Below are 18273 nucleotides of genomic sequence, written 5' to 3'. Positions count from 1 at the left end.
CATCGTCGTCGGGCTCACCGGCGGCCCCGAGGGGCGCACGCTCATCCGGCGCGCCTCCCGGATGGCGGCCAAGGGCTCCGGCGGCGAGATCCTGGCCGTCTACATCGCCCGCAGCGACGGCCTCACCTCGGCCTCCCCGAAGGAGCTGGCGGTCCAGCGCACCCTGGTCGAGGACCTGGGCGGCACCTTCCACCACGTCATCGGGGAGGACGTCCCGGCCGCGCTGCTGGAGTTCGCGCGCGGCGTCAACGCCACCCAGATCGTGCTCGGCTCCAGCCGCCGCAAGGCGTGGAGTCACGTCTTCGGGCCGGGCGTGGGCGCGACCGTCGCCCGGGACTCCGGGCCCGACCTGGACGTGCACATCGTCACCCACGACGAGGTCGCCAAGGGCCGCGGCCTGCCGGTCGCGCGCGGCGCCCGGCTCGGCCGCTCCCGGCTGCTCGCGGGCTGGCTGGTGGGGGTCGCCGGGCCCGCCCTGCTCACCCTGGGGCTCACCGCCATGGGCGCCACGCTCACCGCGGACGCCGGTCCCGGCTTCGCCAACGAGGTGCTGCTGTTCCTCTTCCTCAACGTGCTGGCGGCCCTGCTGGGCGGGATGCTGCCCGCCCTCGCCTCGGCGGCCGTCGGATCGCTGCTGCTCAACTACTACTTCACCCCGCCCACCCACACGCTGACCATCGCCGACCCCGAGAACCTCGTCGCCATAGTGATCTTCCTGGCGGTGGCGGTCAGCGTCGCCTCCGTCGTCGACCTGGCCGCGCGCCGCACCCACCAGGCCGCTCGGCTGCGCGCCGAGTCCGAGGTGCTGTCGTTCCTCGCGGGCAGCGTGCTGCGCGGCGAGACCAGCCTGGAGGCGCTGCTGGAGCGGGTCCGAGAGACCTTCGGCATGGACACGGTGGCCCTGCTGGAGCGGGAGAGCGACGTCGCGCCCTGGACCCGCGCGGGAAGCGTCGGCGGCTCCGCGGGCGTGCCGCCGCCGGAGCGGCCCGAGGACGCGGACGTGGACATGCCGGTCGGCGACCACATGGCGCTCGCGCTGTCCGGCCGGGTGCTGCCCGCCGAGGACCGCCGGGTGCTGGCCGCCTTCGCCGCCCAGGCCGCCGTCGTACTGGACCGGCAGCGGCTGATGGGGGAGGCGGAGCGGGCCCGCGAGCTGGCCGAGGGCAACCGCATCCGCACCGCGCTGCTCGCCGCCGTCAGCCATGACCTGCGCACCCCGCTCGCGGCCATCAAGGCGGCCGTGTCGTCCCTGCGCGCGGACGACGTGGCCTGGTCCGCCGAGGACGAGGCCGAGCTGCTGGAGGGCATCGAGGACGGCGCCGACCGCCTCGACCACCTGGTCGGCAATCTGCTCGACATGTCCCGGCTCCAGACCGGCACCGTCGCCCCGCTCATCCGGGAGATCGACCTGGACGAGGTGGTGCCGATGGCGCTCGTCGGCGTCCCCGAGAGCGACGTCACCCTGGAGATCCCCGAGGACCTGCCGATGGTCGAGGTCGACCCCGGGCTGCTGGAGCGCAGCGTCGCCAACATCGTCGAGAACGCGGTGAAGTACAGCCCGCGGGACCGGCCCGTGCTGGTGTCCGCGAGCGCGCTGGGCGAGCGGGTCGAACTGCGCGTCGCCGACCGTGGCCCGGGCGTGCCGGACGCCGCGAAGGACCGTATCTTCGAACCCTTCCAGCGGTACGGGGACGCCCCGAGCGGCGCCGGGGTCGGCCTCGGCCTCGCGGTCGCCCGCGGCTTCGTGGAGGCGATGGGCGGATCGCTGGCCGCCGAGGACACCCCCGGAGGCGGGATGACCATGGTGCTGACCCTGCGGGCCGCCTCCGGGCCCCTGAGGGACGGCACACGCGGCACAACGGAAAGGCAGGCCGTCAGATGAACCGGGTGCTCGTGGTGGACGACGAGCCGCAGATCGTACGCGCCCTCGTGATCAACCTGAAGGCGCGCAAGTACGAGGTCGACGCCGCCGGGGACGGTGCGACCGCCCTGAAGCTCGCCGCCACCCGCCACCCCGATGTGGTCGTGCTCGACCTGGGCCTGCCCGATATGGACGGCGTGGAAGTGATCAAGGGGCTGCGGGGCTGGACCCGGGTCCCGATCCTGGTGCTCTCGGCCCGCCAGACCTCCGACGAGAAGGTCGAGGCCCTGGACGCCGGGGCCGACGACTACGTCACCAAGCCCTTCGGCATGGACGAGCTGCTGGCCCGGCTGCGCGCCGCGGTCCGCCGCGCCGAGCCCTCCGGTCCTTCGGACGCCGCGGTGGTCGTCGAGACCGACGGGTTCAGCGTCGACCTGGCCGCCAAGAAGGCGCACCGCGACGGCCGCGACGTCCGGCTGACGCCCACCGAATGGCATCTGCTGGAGGTGCTGGTGCGCAACGAGGGGCGCCTCGTCAGCCAGAAGCAGCTGCTCCAGGAGGTCTGGGGGCCCTCGTACGGCACCGAGACCAACTACCTGCGGGTCTATATGGCGCAGTTGCGCCGCAAGCTGGAGAACGACCCCTCGCATCCGCGGCACTTCGTCACCGAGCCGGGCATGGGGTACCGCTTCGAGCCGTGAGCGGTGGGGCGGTGAGTCGCGGGCGGTGAGTCGCGTACGGGATGCGGCGGCGCCGGGATTCGGCGGGGGCGCACCGGTACGCTGGCCGTATGAGTTCCGTACCCCAGCCCCCCGGGAAGCGTGACAAGCCGGTTGGCCGCTTCCGGCGGATGATCGACCGGCTGTCGAGCTCCCAGGAGGAGCTGCACTCCGCCGAGCTCCAGCAGGACGCGGAGGATGCGGGCTGCACCAAGATCGGCGACTGCGGCGACCGTCAGATCGTCAAGGTGACGGGTACACTGCGCACGGTCACGCTGCGGCCAAGGGCCGGAGTGCCCGCGCTGGAGGCAGAGCTCTTCGACGGCACGGCCGCCCTCGACGTGGTGTGGCTGGGCCGCCGCTCCATCATCGGCATAGAGCCGGGCCGCAAGCTGATCGCCACCGGCCGGATCTCCATGAGCCACGGGCGCCGGGTGCTGTTCAATCCGAAGTACGAACTCCGACCGCTCGGACAGGAGTAGCCGGTGACGTCTGACGACAAGACGACCCCGACCGACACCGACCACCAGGGCGCCGCCGCCCACGACGCGCAGAGCAGGGCGGCGGCGGACACCGCGCTCCTGGAGGCGTTCGGCGGGGTGCGGGGCATGGTGGACACCACCGTCCCCGGGCTGGTCTTCGTCCTGCTGTACACGATCAAGCGCGACATCCACCTGGCCGCGATCGGCGCGCTCGGTCTGACCGTGCTGCTCGCGCTGGCCCGGATGGTGCGCAAGGAGACGCTGAAGCACGCCTTCAGCGGGGTCTTCGGGGTCGCGTTCGGTGCGATCTTCGCGATGATGTCCGGCGACGCCAAGAACTTCTACCTGCCGGGCATGCTCTACACGCTCGGCCTGGCGGTCGCGTACGTCCTCTCGGCGATCTTCCGCTATCCGCTGATCGGCGTGCTGCTCGGTCCGATGCTCAAGGAGAACCTCTCCTGGCGCACCCGCAACCCCGGCCGGTTCCGCGCCTACACCCGGGCCACCTGGGCGTGGGGGCTGATCCTGCTCGCCAAGTCGGCGATCCTCTTCCCGCTCTACTGGTGGGGGGACGTCACCCAGCTCGGCTGGGTGAAGGTGGCACTCGGCATTCCGCCGTTCCTGCTGTGCGTCTACCTGACGTGGATCTTCCTCGCCAAGGCCCCGCCGCCGATCGACGTGATCGCCGAGATGGAGGCCGAGGAGAAGGCGGAGCGGGACCGCGAGCGCGCGCAGCGGGAGGCCGAGCAGGCCGAGCGGATCGCCGACCCGCTGCTCTCGGAGTGGACCGACCAGATCGTGAACGAGGCCCGCACCGAGTCGGCCGACCGGCGCCCGCCCCGGCACTGAGCACTGAGCACTGAGCGACAGCGGCACCACGAAGGCCCCGGGCTCCCGCACAGGGAACCCGGGGCCTCGCCGGTGGCCCTAGACCTGGCCCGCGGCGTCCTGGCGCTGCACGGACAGCAGCTGCTCCAGCTGCTCCTCCCGCGCCTGGGCCGCGACGAACAGCAGCTCGTCGCCCGCCTCCAGGACGTCGTCGCTGTTCGGGGTCAGCACCCGGGTGCCCCGGATGATGGTGACCAGCGTGGTGTCCTCCGGCCACTCCACGTCGCCGACCCGGGTGCCGACCAGGGCCGCCTCCGGCGGCAGCGTCAGCTCCACCAGGTTCGCGTCGCCGTGGCTGAAGCGCAGCAGCCGCACCAGGTCGCCGACGCTCACCGCCTCCTCGACCAGCGCCGACATCAGCCGCGGCGTGGAGACGGCGACGTCGACGCCCCACGCCTCGTTGAACAGCCACTCGTTCTTGGGGTTGTTCACCCGCGCGACCACCCGCGGCACCGCGTACTCGGTCTTCGCGAGCAGGGACACGACCAGGTTGACCTTGTCGTCCCCGGTGGCCGCGATGACCACGTTGCAGCGCTGGAGCGCCGCCTCGTCCAGCGAGGTGATCTCGCACGCGTCGGCCAGCAGCCATTCGGCCTGCGGCACCCGCTCCACCGAGATGGCGGTCGGTGCCTTGTCGATGAGGAGGACCTCGTGCCCGTTCTCCAGCAGCTCGCCCGCGATGGAGCGCCCCACGGCGCCCGCTCCGGCAATGGCAACCCTCATCGGGCTCCCTCCTCAGGCCCCTCGTCGAACGAGGCTTCGACCTTCTCGACCTCGTCGGTGCGCATCATCACGTGCACCAGGTCGCCTTCCTGTAGGACCGTCTGCGAGGTGGGCAGCATCGCCTCGCCGAGCCGGGTCAGGAACGCGACCCGCACTCCGGTCTCCTCCTGGAGCTTGCTGACCTTGTGCCCCACCCACGCGGGGGAGGTGTGCACCTCGGCGAGCTGCACCCCGCCGCTGGGGTCCCGCCACAGCGGCTCGGCGCCGGACGGCAGCAGCCGCCGCAGCATCTGGTCGGCGGTCCACCGCACGGTGGCCACGGTCGGGATGCCCAGGCGCTGGTAGACCTCGGCGCGGCGCGGGTCGTAGATCCGTGCCGCGACGTTCTCCACGCCGAACATCTCGCGGGCCACCCGGGCCGCGATGATGTTGGAGTTGTCGCCGCTGCTGACCGCGGCGAAGGCCCCGGCCTCCTCGATGCCCGCCTCGCGGAGCGTGTCCTGGTCGAATCCGACGCCCGTCACCCGGCGACCGCCGAAACCCGCGCCGAGGCGGCGGAAGGCGGTGGGGTCCTGGTCGACGACCGCGACCGTGTGTCCCTGTTGCTCCAGGGTCTGGGCGAGCGCCGCGCCCACCCGGCCACAGCCCATGATCACGATATGCATGCGTCTTACCCCGCACTCCTGATGACCGTGCTGACCTGCGCAAACACCCTGCTCACATCTTCCTTCCAGGACCTACGGGGCGACAGCGGGGCGAAGGACCCCGATGCCGGTGCCGCACGGCGACGGAGGTCGTCCGCCACGGCGTCTGTTCCCACCGTATCCATACCCATGGGGCGATTCCCCGCCCGAGTGCACCGGGCGGGAGGAAACGTGGTGCGCGGGCGGCCCGGAGGCTACGGTGTGAGGGCGGGCGCGGATGACTGCCACCGGGAGGTGTGCTCCTTCATCTTTGCCCGATATCCAGGATCTTCACTGAACCCTTACGGGAATTGGCAATAGAGTCCCGTCAGTTCGAACTTTGTTACGGCCGTCGGACACTCGGTCACGGCGTGGCTAAGATGATCGCCGTACCGTTTCCGGACGGGACATCAGGGCACTGAGTCGTTCCTTCCGCGCCCGCGTTCTCTGCACGAGGTTCCTGATGACAGATCACATGACGGAGGCGGTGAGCTGGTGCCTGGCCGTCGTCCTTCTGGTCGTGTCGGTGCTTCTGATACGCCAGCGCCGGATCACTGCCGGAGTGCGCAGGCGTAACGCCACGCTCGAAGACAATGTGCGGGCCCGCGACGAGGAAGTGCAACATCTGGTCGAGGTCCGCCTCCCGGCGATCGCGGACGCGCTGAGTCAGCCCACCCCGCTGCCCGGGCTGCGGGACGAGAAGCTGGCCGGAACCGCCTACGCGCAGAGCCTGCACGCGGTCATGGAGCACTTCGCGCGCGCGGTGGACAAGGCGCAGTCGCGGGCCGACGCCTCCGCCAAGGCCGCGCTCAAGGCGTCGATGCGCGCCCTCCAGGGCCTCGCCAACGAACAGCAGGTGTCGATCTCGGAGATGCAGGAGCGGCACGACAACCCCGACGTGCTGCGGGACCTCCTGGAGATCGACCACGCCAACGCGCAGTTCGGCCGGCGCGCCCAGGCCATCGCCGTGCTGTGCGGCTCCTGGCCCGGCCGTCAGCGCACCGCCTCCCCGATGACCGACGTCGTCCGGGGCGCCAAGTCGCGCATCCGCGACTACCGGCGGGTCCAGGTGCACGCCCTGATCGACATCGGCGTGGTCAGCCGCGCGGTGGAGCCCGTGGTGCTCGCGGTCGCCGAGCTGCTGGACAACGCCGCCCGGCACTCCCAGCCCAACACCAACGTCGAGGTCAGCCTCCAGCCGGTGCACAACGGCGCCTGCATCGTGATCGACGACGCCGGGGTCGGCATGGACGGCCTGGAGGTCCAGCGGGCCGCCGGGCTGCTGTCCGGCCAGCGCGCCGTGGACGTCTCGCGGCTGGGCGACCCGCCGCAGTTCGGCTTCGCCGTGGTGGGCCTGCTCGCCGCCCGGTACGGCTTCAGCGTCTCGGTGGACACCCGGTCCCCGTACGGCGGCGTGCGCGCCGTCCTGTTCCTCCCCAGCGCGCTGCTCACCCACGTCGACGCGGACGCGCCCGCCGCCGCTCCGGCGGCCCACGACCCGTACGAGGCCGAGGCCGCCGCCCCGCTGCGCACCCTCCCGTCCCGCCCGACCCGCCGCCGGGCCGCTCCCCAGGCCCCCGCCGAGGCCCAGGCGCCCGTACAGGCCCCCGCACCGGCCCAGGAGCCCGCTCCGGCACCGGCGCAGCCCGCGCCCCCGGCCCACGCGTCCCCGGAAGACGAGGCGACGCGCGTGTACGGGGAGACCGCGGGCGGTCTGCCCAAGCGCCGCCGCCGGCATCCCACCGCCGCCCCACCGGTGGACGGGCCCACCGCGCCCGGACCGCGCTCCGGCGCCCCCGAACCCGACACGGGGTCGCACCGTGTCCGCTCGGCCGAAGAGACCGCCAAGCGCATGGGCGCGTTCGCGCGCGGTACGCGCTCCGGCCGTGGCGTCACACAGGATGCCGCCCCTCACACCGAAGAAGGGAACCGCCAGGCATGAACGACCACATGAACAACGAGCTGGGATGGATGCTCGACGAGGTGGTCAAGATGCCGGAGGCACGGCACGCGATCCTGCTCTCCGCCGACGGGATGCTGCGGGCGCACTCCGCGGGCATCGCGCGGGACGAGGCCGAACGCCAGGCCGCGGCGCTCTCCGGGCTCCAGTCGATCAGCCGCAGCACCTCCGAGTTCTGCGACCGCGAGGAGACGCCCTGGCAGCAGACGCTGGTGGAGTTCGTCGGCGGCTACGTCTTCCTGATCGCCGCCGGTCCCGGCGCGTACCTGGCCGTGTCGGCCACCGAGCACGTGGACATGGAGGCGGTCAGCTACCGGATGCAGAAGCTGGTCGACCGGCTGGGCAAGGAACTGACGAGCCCGCCGCGGCAGGGCGCGGCCTGGCAGGGGATCGGCAGTCCCGCATGAGTCCGGGCAGGCGCGAACGAGGATTGGTACGGCCGTATGTCGTGACCGACGGCCGTGCCTACCCGAGCCGCAACACCTTCGACCTGGTGACCCTGGTCATGGCCCACCCCGACCGGCCGCTCACCGGGCTCAGCCCGGAGAAGCGGGGGGTCATGGACCTCTGCCTCGGCGGCGCGCTGTCGGTCGCCGAGGTCGCCGGGTATCTGGAGCTGCCGGTGAGCGTCACCAAGGTGCTGCTGAGCGATCTGGTCGACAGCGGCCACATCAGCACCCGGGCCCCCATCCCGAAGGCCGAACTCCCGGAGACCCAGCTCCTCCAGGAGGTGCTCGATGGACTCCGCGCTCGCCTCTGACCGGGGCGCGGTCTACCTGCCCCAGACCGTACGGACCGCGGCGAAGCTGCTGGTCGTCGGCCACTTCGCGGTCGGCAAGACGACTTTCGTGGGCTCGCTGTCCGAAATCCGCCCGCTGCGCACCGAGGAGACGATGACTCAGGCGGGTGCGCTCATCGACGACCTCGCCGGCATCGAGGAGAAGACGACCACCACGGTCGCCATGGACTTCGGCCGGCTCACCCTCAGCGACTCCCTGGTCCTGTACCTCTTCGGCGCGCCCGGACAGCAGCGCTTCACCCGGATGTGGAAGGACATGACGAACGGCGCGCTGGGCGCGCTGGTGCTCGCCGACACCCGTCGGCTGGAGCAGTCCTTCCCGGTGATGGCCGTCCTGGAGGAGCAGGGGCTGCCGTACGCCGTCGCCGTCAACCACTTCGAGGGCGCGCCCCGCTTCGCCGAGACGGAGGTTCGGGAGGCGCTCGATCTGCTGCCGGAGACCCCGCTGGTCACCTGTGATGCCAGGGACCGGATCTCGTCCACCCACGCCCTGATCGCCCTCGTGCAGTATTTGCAGGCCCGGCACACCCGTTAGTTCGTCTCAGGAGAATGTGTGACCCACCGTCCAGACCTCGAGGCCGTCACCGGAACCGCACCACCGCCGGGCTGCCCCGCGCATCAAGGCGGTACGGCCGGTTCCGCCGGTCCCCTGGGGCATGGCGCCCGGGTGCCGATGTACGGCGCCGACTTCGCCGCCGATCCGCACGGGTTCTACGCCCGGATGCGGGCCGCGGGGCCCATCACCCCGGTGGAACTCGCCCCGGGCGTCGACGCGTACCTGGTCACCGGTTACTCCATGGCGCTGGAGGTCCTGCGCGACACCGAGCGGTTCGCCAAGGACCCGCGCAACTGGGCCGCCCTCACCGAGGGCCGGCTCCCGGAGGACAGCCCCGTGCTGCCGATGATGCAGTTCCGGCCCAACGCCCTGTTCACCGACGGCGAGCAGCACGCCCGCTACCGCGGGGCGATCACCGACAGCCTCAGCCGGGTGGACTCGCACGCGTTGAGCGACTACGTGGAGCGCAGCGCGGACACCCTCATCGACTCCTTCGTGGAGCGGGGCGAGGCCGAGCTGCTGAGCGAGTACGCGGGGATCATCCCGCTGATGGTGTTCAACCGGCTCTTCGGCGCCCCTCCGGAGCAGAGCAGCGAACTGATCCGGATCCTCACGATCATGTTCGACGCGAGCACGGCCGAAACGGGGCAGGCCAACCTGGACCTGTCGCGTTACATGGCGGACCTCGTCGACGCCAAGCGCCAGAAGCCCGGCGCCGACGTCACCTCCTGGATGATCGCCCATCCCTCGCGGCTGGCCGACGACGAGCTGATGCAGCAGATCGCGCTGCTGATGGCGGCCGGTACCGAACCCCAGGTGAACCTGATCGGCAACGCGCTGCGGCTGCTGCTGTCGGACGACCGGTTCGCCGGTGAGCTGTCCGGGGGCAGCCTGCCCGTCCAGGACGCCCTGGACGAGGTGCTGTGGGCCGATCCGCCGCTGGCCAACTTCGGTACCCGGTTCGCCCGCTACGACGTCGAGATGGGCGGCGTACGGCTGCGCAAGGGCGACGCGGTGCTCACCAGCTACGCCGCGGCCAACACCGACCCCGAGCTGACCTCCCAGGGCCGCGCCGGCAACCGGGCCCACCTCGCCTGGAGCGTGGGCGCCCACCGCTGCCCCGCCGAGGGCCCCGCCCGGGTCATCGCCTCCGTCGCCATCGAAAGGCTCCTCGACCGCCTCCCCGACATGCAACTCGCGGTGTCGTCGGACGAGTTGACCTGGCGCCCCGGCCCCTTCAACCGCGCCCTGGCCTCGCTGCCCGTGCGGTTCCCCGTCCTCACGAAGCCGACCCCCGGACCCGCCTCCATGCCGCCCGCCGCGGCCGTGCCCGCGCAACGACAGCCCGCCGAGCCCCAGGGAGACAACCAGTGGTCCACGAGTCCCGTCCCCTCGTCCTCGACCCCACCGGCCGCGACATCCACGCCGAAGCCGAGCGCGTCCGAGGCCAAGGGCCCGCGACGCCTGTGGAGCTTCCTGGGGGCTTGGTGGCGTGGGCGATAAGCCGCCAGAGCCTGCTCAAACAGCTCCTGACCGACCCGCGGGTGTCCAAGAACCCGCGCCTGCACTGGCGGGCCTGGAACGAGGGTGAGGTCCCGTCCGACTGGCCGCTGATCGCCTGGGTGGCCGTGCAGAACATGTTCACGGCCTACGGCGCCGACCACCGCAGGCTGCGCACCCTGGTCTCCAAGGCGTTCACCGCGCGGCGCACCGCCGCCCTGCGGCCGCGCATCGAGGAGATCTGCGCCGACCTGCTGGACCGGCTGGCCGCCACCCCGCCGGGCCGGCCCGTCGATCTGCGCGACGGGTACGCGTACCCGCTGCCGCTCCAGGTGATCTACGAGCTGTTCGGGCTCACCGACGAGGGGCTGCGCGCGCGGATGAGCGCGTTCGCCGACAGCTCCTTCCGCACCACCACCTCGCCGGAGGAGGTCGCGGCCGCCTCCGCCGAGATGGACGCCATCATGGAGGCCCTCGTGGCCTCCAAGCGCGAGCGGCCCGGCGACGACCTGACCAGCGGCCTGATCGCCGTGCGCAGCGAGGAGGACTCGCCGCTGAGCGAGCGTGAGCTGTGCGACACCCTCGCGCTGATGCTCACCGCCGGGCACGAGACCACGGTCAACCTCCTGGACAACGCCGTCCACGCGCTCCTCACCCACCCCGAGCAGCTCGCCCATGTGCGCGAGGGCCGGGCCTCGTGGGAGGACGTGATCGAGGAGACACTGCGGCACTCCGCCCCGGTCGCCAACCTGCCGCTGCGCTACGCCGTCGAGGACATCGAGCTGGAGGACGGGGTGGTGCTGCGCAAGGGCGACGCGATCCTCGCCGCCTACGCGGCCGCCGGACGCGACCCCGAGATCCACGGCGAGGACGCCGCCGCCTTCGACGTCACCCGGCAGATCAAGAGCCATCTCGCCTTCGGCCACGGCGTCCATCTGTGCGTCGGCGCGCCGCTGGCCCGGCTGGAGGCGGCGATCGCGCTCCCGGCCCTGTTCGACCGCTTCCCTCGACTCTCGCTAGCGTCCGGGCAGGCCGCGCTGGAGCCGATGGAGTCCTTCATTTCCAACGGCCACCGAGCCCTGCCGGTACGGCTGTCCTGACCGCCGTACGGCCCGCCCGGCCGCCCGCCCGTCTCCGGGTGGGCGGGCGGCTGGGCGGGCGCCCGGCCCACCCTTTACGATCCTCAGCGTGTCCAAACTGACCGACGTCCCGAAACGGATCCTGATCGGGCGCGCGCTGCGCAGCGACAAGCTGGGGGAGACCCTCCTCCCGAAGCGCATCGCGCTCCCCGTCTTCGCCTCCGACCCCCTGTCCTCCGTCGCGTATGCGCCTGGGCAGGTGATGATCGTCCTTTCCGTGGCGGGTGCGTCGGCCTACAAGTACTCACCGTGGATCACGATCGCGATCATCGTGCTCATGTTCACGGTGGTCGCGTCGTACCGCCAGAACGTGCACGCGTACCCCAGCGGGGGCGGGGACTACGAGGTCGCCAACACCAACCTCGGCCCCAAGGCGGGCCTCACCGTCGCCAGCGCCCTGCTGGTGGACTACGTCCTGACGGTGGCCGTGTCGATCTCCTCCGGGGTGGAGAACCTCGGCTCCGCCGTCCCCTTCATCGTCGAGCACAAGACGCTCTGCGCGGTCGCGATCATTCTGTTGCTGACCCTGATGAACCTGCGCGGCGTCCGCGAGTCGGGCAAGCTCTTCGCGATCCCCACGTACGTCTTCGTCGGTGGCGTCTTCGTGATGATCCTCTGGGGCGCCTACCGCGGGCTCGTCCTCGGCGACGACATGAAGGCCCCCACCGCCGGTTTCGAGGTCCACGCCGAACAGACCGGGCTGGCCGGCTTCGCGCTCGTCTTCCTGCTGCTGCGCGCCTTCTCCGACGGCTGCGCCGCGCTCACCGGCGTCGAGGCCATCAGCAACGGGGTGCCCGCCTTCCGCAAGCCCAAGAGCCGGAACGCCGCGACGACGCTGGCGCTGATGGGCGGCCTCGCCGTCACCATGTTCGTCGGCATCATCACCCTCGCCATGGTCACCAACGTCAAGATGGCCGAGGACCCGGCCCACGACCTGTTCAAGGACGGCGCCGCGCTCGGCTCCGGCTACACCCAGAACCCCGTGATCTCGCAGGTCGCGGCCGCCGTCTTCGGCGACGGCTCGCTCCTGTTCGTGGTGCTCGCCGCGGCCACCGCGCTGGTCCTGTTCCTGGCCGCCAACACCGCGTACAACGGCTTCCCGCTGCTCGGCTCGATCCTCGCCCAGGACCGCTACCTGCCGCGCCAGCTGCACACCCGCGGCGACCGGCTCGCCTTCTCCAACGGCATCGTCCTGCTCGCCGGGGCCGCCGCGGTCCTCGTCTACATCTACGGCGCGGACTCCACCCGGCTGATCCAGCTCTACATCGTCGGCGTCTTCGTCTCCTTCACCCTCAGCCAGACCGGCATGGTCCGGCACTGGAACCGCCACCTGGCCACCGAGCGCGACCCGGCCGCCCGCCGTCGCATGATCCGCGCCCGCGTGATCAACACCTTCGGCGCCTTCTTCACCGGTCTGGTCCTGGTCGTCGTGCTGCTGACCAAGTTCACCCACGGCGCGTGGGTGGCGCTCCTCGGCATGGCCGTCTTCTACATCACCATGACGGCGATCCGGCGCCACTACGACGGCGTCTCGGAGGAACTGGCCGCGGCCGAGGAGCAGCACGACGAGGACGAGGTCCGCCCCTCCCGGGTGCACTCCATCGTCCTCGTCTCCAAGATCCACAAGCCGACGCTGCGCGCCCTGGCCTACGCCAAGCTGATGCGCTCCCACCGGCTGGAGGCGCTGAGCATCAACGTCGACCCGGCCGAGACCAAGGCCCTTCAGTCCGCGTGGCACGAGCGCGGCATCGACGTCCCGCTGAAGATCCTCGACTCGCCGTACCGCGAGATCACCCGGCCGGTCATCGACTACGTCAAGGGGCTGCGCCGGGAGAGCCCGCGCGACGTGGTCTCCGTCTACATCCCGGAGTACGTGGTCGGCCACTGGTACGAGCACCTGCTGCACAACCAGAGCGCGCTGCGGCTCAAGGGCCGGCTGCTGTTCACCCCCGGCGTGATGGTGACCTCCGTGCCCTGGCAGCTGGACTCCTCGGAGCTGGCCCGCAAGCGCGCCCGCAAGCGCGCCGAGTGGAACGCCCCGGGCTCGGTCCGGCGCGGTCCCGTGGTGCCGCCGCGGCCGAGGGGCGAGCGCAAGGCCGAGAAGGCGGGCGTCCGGACGCCCGGCCGATAGCCTTTGTGTGGGGCGGGGGTACGGGGACGTAGACTGGTGGGCTGCTGTTGCCCTGCCAGGGCCACCGTCCCACCCCACCCCCTCACCCCTCTGGAGCCGAGCCCGCCATGCAAAGTGAACCCAAGGCGTCGCTGGTCGGCGAGGAGTACGAGGTCGAGGTCGGCCCGGTGGCGCACGGCGGCCACTGCATCGCCCGGACCGCCGAGGGCCAAGTGCTGTTCGTACGCCACACCCTGCCCGGTGAACGGGTCGTCGCCCGGGTCACCGAGGGCGAGGAGGGCGCGCGCTTCCTGCGCGCCGACGCGGTGCGGATCCTGGACCCCGCCAAGGACCGGGTGGAGGCCCCCTGCCCGTTCTCCGGCCCCGGCCGGTGCGGCGGCTGCGACTGGCAGCACGTCGCCCCCGGCGCCCAGCGCAGGCTCAAGGCCGAGGTGATCACCGAGCAGCTCCAGCGGCTGGCCGGGCTCACCCCCGAGGCCGCCCGCTGGGACGGCACCGTCGAACCCGCGCCCGGCGACAAGGTGGCCCGCGGCGAGGTCCCGGCCTGGCGCACCCGGCTCCAGTACGCGGTGGACGAGGCGGGCCGCCCCGGGCTGCGCCGCCACCGCTCGCACGAGGTGGAGCCCGTCGACCACTGCCTGATCGCCGCGCCCGGGGTCACCGAACTCGGCATCGAGAAGCGGGAATGGCCGCAGATCGAAAGCGTCGAGGCCATCGCCGCCACCGGCTCCTCCGACCGCCAGGTCGTCCTCACCCCCCGCCCCGGCGCCCGGCTGCCGATCGTCGAACTCGACCGCCCGGTCTCCGTCCTGCGCATCGCCGAGTCCCGCGGCCGCGAGCGCCGGCGCCTCGTGCACCGCGTCCACGGCCGCCCCTTCGTCCGCGAACGCGCCGCGGACCGCACCTGGCGCGTCGGCGAGGGCGGCTTCTGGCAGGTCCACCCCAAGGCCGCGGACCTGCTGGTCGAGGCCGTCATGCAGGGCCTCATGCCGCGCAAGGGCGACACCGCGCTCGACCTCTACTGCGGCGTCGGCCTCTTCGCGGGCGCCCTCGGCGAGCGCGTCGGCGACCGCGGCGCGGTGCTCGGCATCGAGTCCTCCAAGCGCGCGGCCGAGGACGCCCGCCACAACCTCCAGGACCTGGACCGCGTCCGCATCGAGCACGGCAAGGTCGAGCAGGTCCTGCCCCGCACCGGCATCACCGAGGCCGACCTGATCGTCCTCGACCCGCCCCGCTCCGGCGCGGGCAGGGAAACGGTCGCCCACCTCGCCTCCCTGGGCGCCCGCCGCATCGCCTACGTAGCCTGCGACCCGGCAGCCCTGGCCCGCGACCTCGCCTACTTCCACGACGCGGGCTACACCCCGCGCCGCCTGCGCGCGTTCGACCTGTTCCCGGTGACGCACCACGTGGAGTGCGTGGCGGTGCTGGAGCCGGCGGGGAAGGGCGTCTGACCTGCGGGTTTGTGGAAGCGAGGGATGATTTCGACGTCCTTTCCCAGTGGAAACAGATCGAGGCGTGATGGCTTGGCCCTATGGCCTCTGGCCTGGGATTTCCCGGTGCGGTGGCTGATTGTTGCCTGGTCTGCGGACGGGGCGTCCTGGAAGTCCTGACGCTGGAACGACGCTCATTCCGACGGCCCGTCGGGTGAGGTTCTGTCTGGCGGGGATGCCGGGTGTGGGCGGCTGGCCGCCGCCAGGGTGAGGTGTCCGAGGTCACGGGGAACTCCACTGCGGCCTCGGCACTGCGAGGGCGGCGGCTGAATCGCTTCCGCTCCGCCCTGACCGGGCTGATCGGCTCTCCGGCCTTCAGGTCGGCCCTGCCACAACTGCCGATCACACTCGAGAACGCTCCGGATCGCGTCGACGACCTGGTTCTAATGTGCGTGAGGCGGTTCATCGACGAGTGCGGCCCGGCCTCCACCGACCTCGCGACTCACGCCGCGGCCGGTGGTGCCCACCACGTTGGTGGGTTGCTGGTTCGTGCGTACGCCCAGGCCGGTCGAGCCGGGAGCCGTCGACCTCTTGGACGAGCTGTTGCTCCTCGGGTCGTACGGAGTGGCAGAGTGGTCGCGGGCGTCGATCGGAGAGAGCGGAGACGCCCGTATGAGGTGCGGAGTGCCAAGGTCCAATTCCCTTTGCTCTCTCCAGGGTTGGCGATGTATCCGATGCTGGCGACGAGTCGTGGAAATCCGCAGGACGGGCGGCGTACGGTGATCGAATGGTGGCGATACTGCGGTGCACCCCAGGCGAGGCCAAGTTCCTCGGCAGCAGGAAGCGGCAGGAGCAACTCGATGTCGGCTGGGAGTCGGTCGGAGAACGGGGCGAGTGGAAAAGTAGACATGTCGTCCTTGTGGTGACCGGGCAGGAGAGAGGTCGACCGCGAGTCGAATACGTGGGGCAGGCCCGGAGCGGTCGCCCCGCCGGGACCTTCCGGCGTGTGGTCGAGCTGACTCAACTCCATCGAGTCGCGCCTCCGGTCCCGATGGAAGATCTGTCCGACCAGCTTCCGCTCCGACACAGAGACGCCGTCGACCGGTCCGGAGTGCTGACGAAGCGGTCCGGCGAAGAGTTGTTGAACGGTCTTACCACGCTCCGTGCGGATCTGGCTGCGGTCATCGCCCAGTTGCAGGAAAGGGTGGGCGGTGTCCGGATCCTCGGCAGAGTGCGGGAGCTGTTCCTGGAGCAGAGAGATGCCACCGGACTGGCACTTCAACTGGGCAGATTCGACCGGAGCATCATTGAAGAGGCGAAGTTCCCGGAAGAGGACGGGGATCAGATCCCCGTCCTCGCCACCCTGCCGGGACATCCGGCGCACGAGGACCACCTCGTCGCTCACGACGCGCAACGCTTCTCTGACTGGATCGGAAGTGACGCGGAGCATCTCGCGAAGCGTGTATTCCGCAAGGGCGACCAGCAACTGTTCATCGCCAACGTGAACCGCCTGCCGGCTGAGGACACGCTGGGGGTCGACCTAATATATCACCATGTGAGCCGGGACAGCTTCATCTTTGTCCAGTACAAGAAGATGGGCCAGGTCGGAGCCGGGCGCAGTGAGTGGGGATATCGGCCGGACGGTGATCTTGACGACCAGCTCAAGCGCATGAGGCAGGTAGAAGAGGCGTGTATGCGGCTGGAACAGGATCCGCCGGCCGACTACCGCTTCGTTCACCAGCCATGCTGGATCAAGTTCTGCAAGTCCGAACAAGTGGCGCCGAAGGGAGATGCGCTGATCGGCGGCATGTACCTCACGCGCGAACACGTCGAGTGGTTGCGAGGGCGGCCCGGGCTGGCCACCGGTCCTAAAGGGGGTGAGCTGTTCGGCTACCACACGGTGCCCCGGTATCTCGACAACACGACCTTCACCCAACTCGTGCAGGACGGCTGGATCGGAACCCGCGGCAGGGCCAGTGACATCATCCAGGCCCAGATCAAGGCAAGTCTCGACGGCTCGCGCGCACTGGTCTTCGCCGGGCTCATCGGCGACGACACGACCCAGGCCGAACGTACGCGGGAACGCAGGGGCGGTCTAACGGGCTGAGAGTGTGAGGGGTGGGGTCGACCGTGAACCGGTGGATCCGCCCTCACCATGGCAAGAAGCGGACTTGAGCTGCCGGTCCCGGGGAGACCGGCGGGGTACCGCCGCGCCGCCGGCTCGGTCAGTGCGCTTCGGTGGCCCGCTCGGTATGGAGAAGGCTGACCATGTGAGGATGCGGTCACTGCGGCAGTTGCACTTCACGCCGGACGGCAAGCGGGGTGTTCGCGGGCGCCTCCCGACCACGCCCCACTCCGCCGGCGCATTCTGCTCGGCTGAAGCCCGGACTGTTTCGACCAACGCCTACGAGAATCTTGGAAGACCCAAGATCAAGAAATCTCTCGTCCTGCTGGTAGTCGTCGTCTGCCTGAGCGGTTTGGTTGCGACCGGACTTCTGTCCCTGATGGAAAGCGGGGCATTCCCATCAGATCTTGATCACGGTGACTCGTGTTCCGCAGAGGGTGGTGAGGTCCTCTGGGTCGGAGGTGAGCACGGTGGTGGGGCCTGGGGCGGAGAGTGCGGTCGCGGCGAGTATGGCGTCGATGGCGTATTTGTGGCCGTGGAGCCCGGCGTCGGCGAGGAGTGCGGCGGCGTGCCGGGCGAACGGCTCGGTGACCGGTTCCACGACCAGCCGGGAGAGGGTCCACTCGAGGGCGGGGCGGTTGATCCGGGGGTGGATGACCTCGACCAGGGTGGCCGCGGAGGTGATGACCCGGAGATCGTCGGCGCGGGCGAGGGCGAGCCAGGCAGTGACCGTGCGGTCGCGCAGGACGGCCTTCGCCAGTCCTTCGCTGTCCAGGACGAGGGTGCCGCCCGGGACCGCGGGGGAAGTACGGGTCACGCGGCGTCCGCCCGGCCCGAGCCCTGCTGCCGCCGGGCCTGGTGGACTTCGTCGCGCAGGGCCTGGATCTCCTCGTCGGTGATGGGGCCGTGTTCTGCTTCCGCGGTGGCGATGAGCTCGTTGAGATTGTCGCGCTCGATCTGGCGGGCGACCGCTGCGGCGACGTAGGCGGAGAGGCCGGATGGTCCGCTGCGGTCGCGGGCAGCCTCGGCGATGTTCCGCGGCATGGTGATGGAGTACTTGCCGGTAGCTTCACCCATGCCACCCATCCTACCGCTGGTATTCCTCCCGGTTCCAGTGTCGATCGGGCTCTGCGATGAGGCAAGTGTCTGTGAGCTCAGGGCGCCCTTGTCCCCCGGGCGGTTGACACTTCACTGCCTGCCGCGCTGGTGATCCGTGACGCCGTCGACTCCGATGGCGTGTATCGGGGCGTGATTGTGAGGCGTGTACAGGCTCTGAC

17 protein-coding genes are annotated in these 18273 nt (G+C 70.9%); 13 read left to right on the top strand and 4 right to left on the bottom strand.

What is annotated here, in order from left to right:
- The 4 genes from LCH29_RS14235 to LCH29_RS14220 all read left to right on the top strand — a co-directional run.
- Positions 1–1882 (top strand): DUF4118 domain-containing protein (locus tag LCH29_RS14235; RefSeq protein WP_446462074.1); only part of this gene is annotated, 1882 nt, incomplete at its 5' end.
- On the top strand, positions 1879–2562 hold the full coding sequence (locus tag LCH29_RS14230; RefSeq protein WP_123107156.1) for a response regulator: 684 nt from the start codon (positions 1879–1881) through the stop codon (positions 2560–2562). The genes LCH29_RS14235 and LCH29_RS14230, both read left to right, overlap by 4 nt.
- Before the next feature lie 89 nt (positions 2563–2651).
- Positions 2652–3062 carry an OB-fold nucleic acid binding domain-containing protein gene (locus LCH29_RS14225; protein ID WP_184503503.1) on the top strand — a complete coding sequence of 137 codons (411 nt, stop codon included), beginning with the start codon at positions 2652–2654 and terminating at the stop codon, positions 3060–3062.
- A gap of 3 nt (positions 3063–3065) precedes the next feature.
- On the top strand, positions 3066–3911 hold the full coding sequence (locus LCH29_RS14220; RefSeq protein WP_446462073.1) for a DUF3159 domain-containing protein: 846 nt from the start codon (positions 3066–3068) through the stop codon (positions 3909–3911).
- Positions 3912–3989: 78 nt separating this feature from the next.
- On the opposite strand, the gene LCH29_RS14215 is transcribed toward LCH29_RS14220, so the two are convergent.
- Together LCH29_RS14215 and LCH29_RS14210 are read right to left on the bottom strand one after the other, a co-directional pair.
- Positions 3990–4673, bottom strand: a complete 684-nt coding sequence (locus LCH29_RS14215; RefSeq protein WP_123107159.1) for a potassium channel family protein — start codon at positions 4671–4673, stop codon at positions 3990–3992.
- A complete protein-coding gene (locus tag LCH29_RS14210; protein ID WP_009714521.1) occupies positions 4670–5338 on the bottom strand; it encodes a potassium channel family protein in 669 nt (222 codons plus the stop codon). The genes LCH29_RS14215 and LCH29_RS14210 overlap by 4 nt, the downstream gene beginning before the upstream one ends.
- 481 nt (positions 5339–5819) lie before the next feature.
- On the opposite strand from LCH29_RS14210, the gene LCH29_RS14205 reads away from it, so the two are divergent.
- From LCH29_RS14205 to LCH29_RS14165, 9 genes are all read left to right on the top strand, one after another.
- Complete coding sequence (locus tag LCH29_RS14205; protein WP_446462072.1) at positions 5820–7298, top strand: ATP-binding protein; 1479 nt, start codon at positions 5820–5822, stop codon at positions 7296–7298.
- Positions 7295–7723 (top strand): roadblock/LC7 domain-containing protein, encoded by a 429-nt coding sequence (locus LCH29_RS14200; RefSeq protein WP_123103938.1) that lies wholly within the window; start codon positions 7295–7297, stop codon positions 7721–7723. The genes LCH29_RS14205 and LCH29_RS14200 overlap by 4 nt, the downstream gene beginning before the upstream one ends.
- Positions 7720–8076, top strand: coding sequence for a DUF742 domain-containing protein (locus LCH29_RS14195; protein ID WP_123103937.1), 357 nt, complete (start codon positions 7720–7722; stop codon positions 8074–8076). Before LCH29_RS14200 ends, LCH29_RS14195 begins: the two co-directional genes overlap by 4 nt.
- Positions 8054–8650, top strand: coding sequence for a GTP-binding protein (locus LCH29_RS14190; protein ID WP_446462071.1), 597 nt, complete (start codon positions 8054–8056; stop codon positions 8648–8650). The genes LCH29_RS14195 and LCH29_RS14190 overlap by 23 nt, the downstream gene beginning before the upstream one ends.
- Before the next feature lie 138 nt (positions 8651–8788).
- Complete coding sequence (locus LCH29_RS14185; protein WP_446462088.1) at positions 8789–10174, top strand: cytochrome P450; 1386 nt, start codon at positions 8789–8791, stop codon at positions 10172–10174.
- Positions 10156–11271 (top strand): cytochrome P450 family protein, encoded by a 1116-nt coding sequence (locus LCH29_RS14180; protein WP_446462070.1) that lies wholly within the window; start codon positions 10156–10158, stop codon positions 11269–11271. The genes LCH29_RS14185 and LCH29_RS14180 overlap by 19 nt, the downstream gene beginning before the upstream one ends.
- Before the next feature lie 88 nt (positions 11272–11359).
- Positions 11360–13441, top strand: a complete 2082-nt coding sequence (locus LCH29_RS14175; protein ID WP_446462069.1) for an APC family permease — start codon at positions 11360–11362, stop codon at positions 13439–13441.
- Positions 13442–13548: 107 nt separating this feature from the next.
- Positions 13549–14892, top strand: coding sequence for a class I SAM-dependent RNA methyltransferase (locus tag LCH29_RS14170; protein WP_446462068.1), 1344 nt, complete (start codon positions 13549–13551; stop codon positions 14890–14892).
- A gap of 985 nt (positions 14893–15877) precedes the next feature.
- Entirely contained in the window at positions 15878–16978 is a 1101-nt protein-coding gene (locus tag LCH29_RS14165) for a hypothetical protein (protein ID WP_446462067.1), read from the top strand.
- A 418-nt stretch (positions 16979–17396) separates the two neighbouring features.
- On the opposite strand, the gene LCH29_RS14160 is transcribed toward LCH29_RS14165, so the two are convergent.
- Both LCH29_RS14160 and LCH29_RS14155 read right to left on the bottom strand, forming a co-directional pair.
- Positions 17397–17813 (bottom strand): PIN domain-containing protein, encoded by a 417-nt coding sequence (locus LCH29_RS14160; RefSeq protein WP_446462066.1) that lies wholly within the window; start codon positions 17811–17813, stop codon positions 17397–17399.
- Positions 17810–18073, bottom strand: coding sequence for a CopG family transcriptional regulator (locus LCH29_RS14155; protein ID WP_446462065.1), 264 nt, complete (start codon positions 18071–18073; stop codon positions 17810–17812). The genes LCH29_RS14160 and LCH29_RS14155 overlap by 4 nt, the downstream gene beginning before the upstream one ends.
- Positions 18074–18273 lie beyond the last annotated feature (200 nt).

The sequence above is a fragment of the Streptomyces sp. BRA346 genome (genome assembly GCF_052851135.1).
Note: the sequence above shows the minus strand (reverse complement) of the source record. Positions and strands in the feature narration are given on the sequence as shown.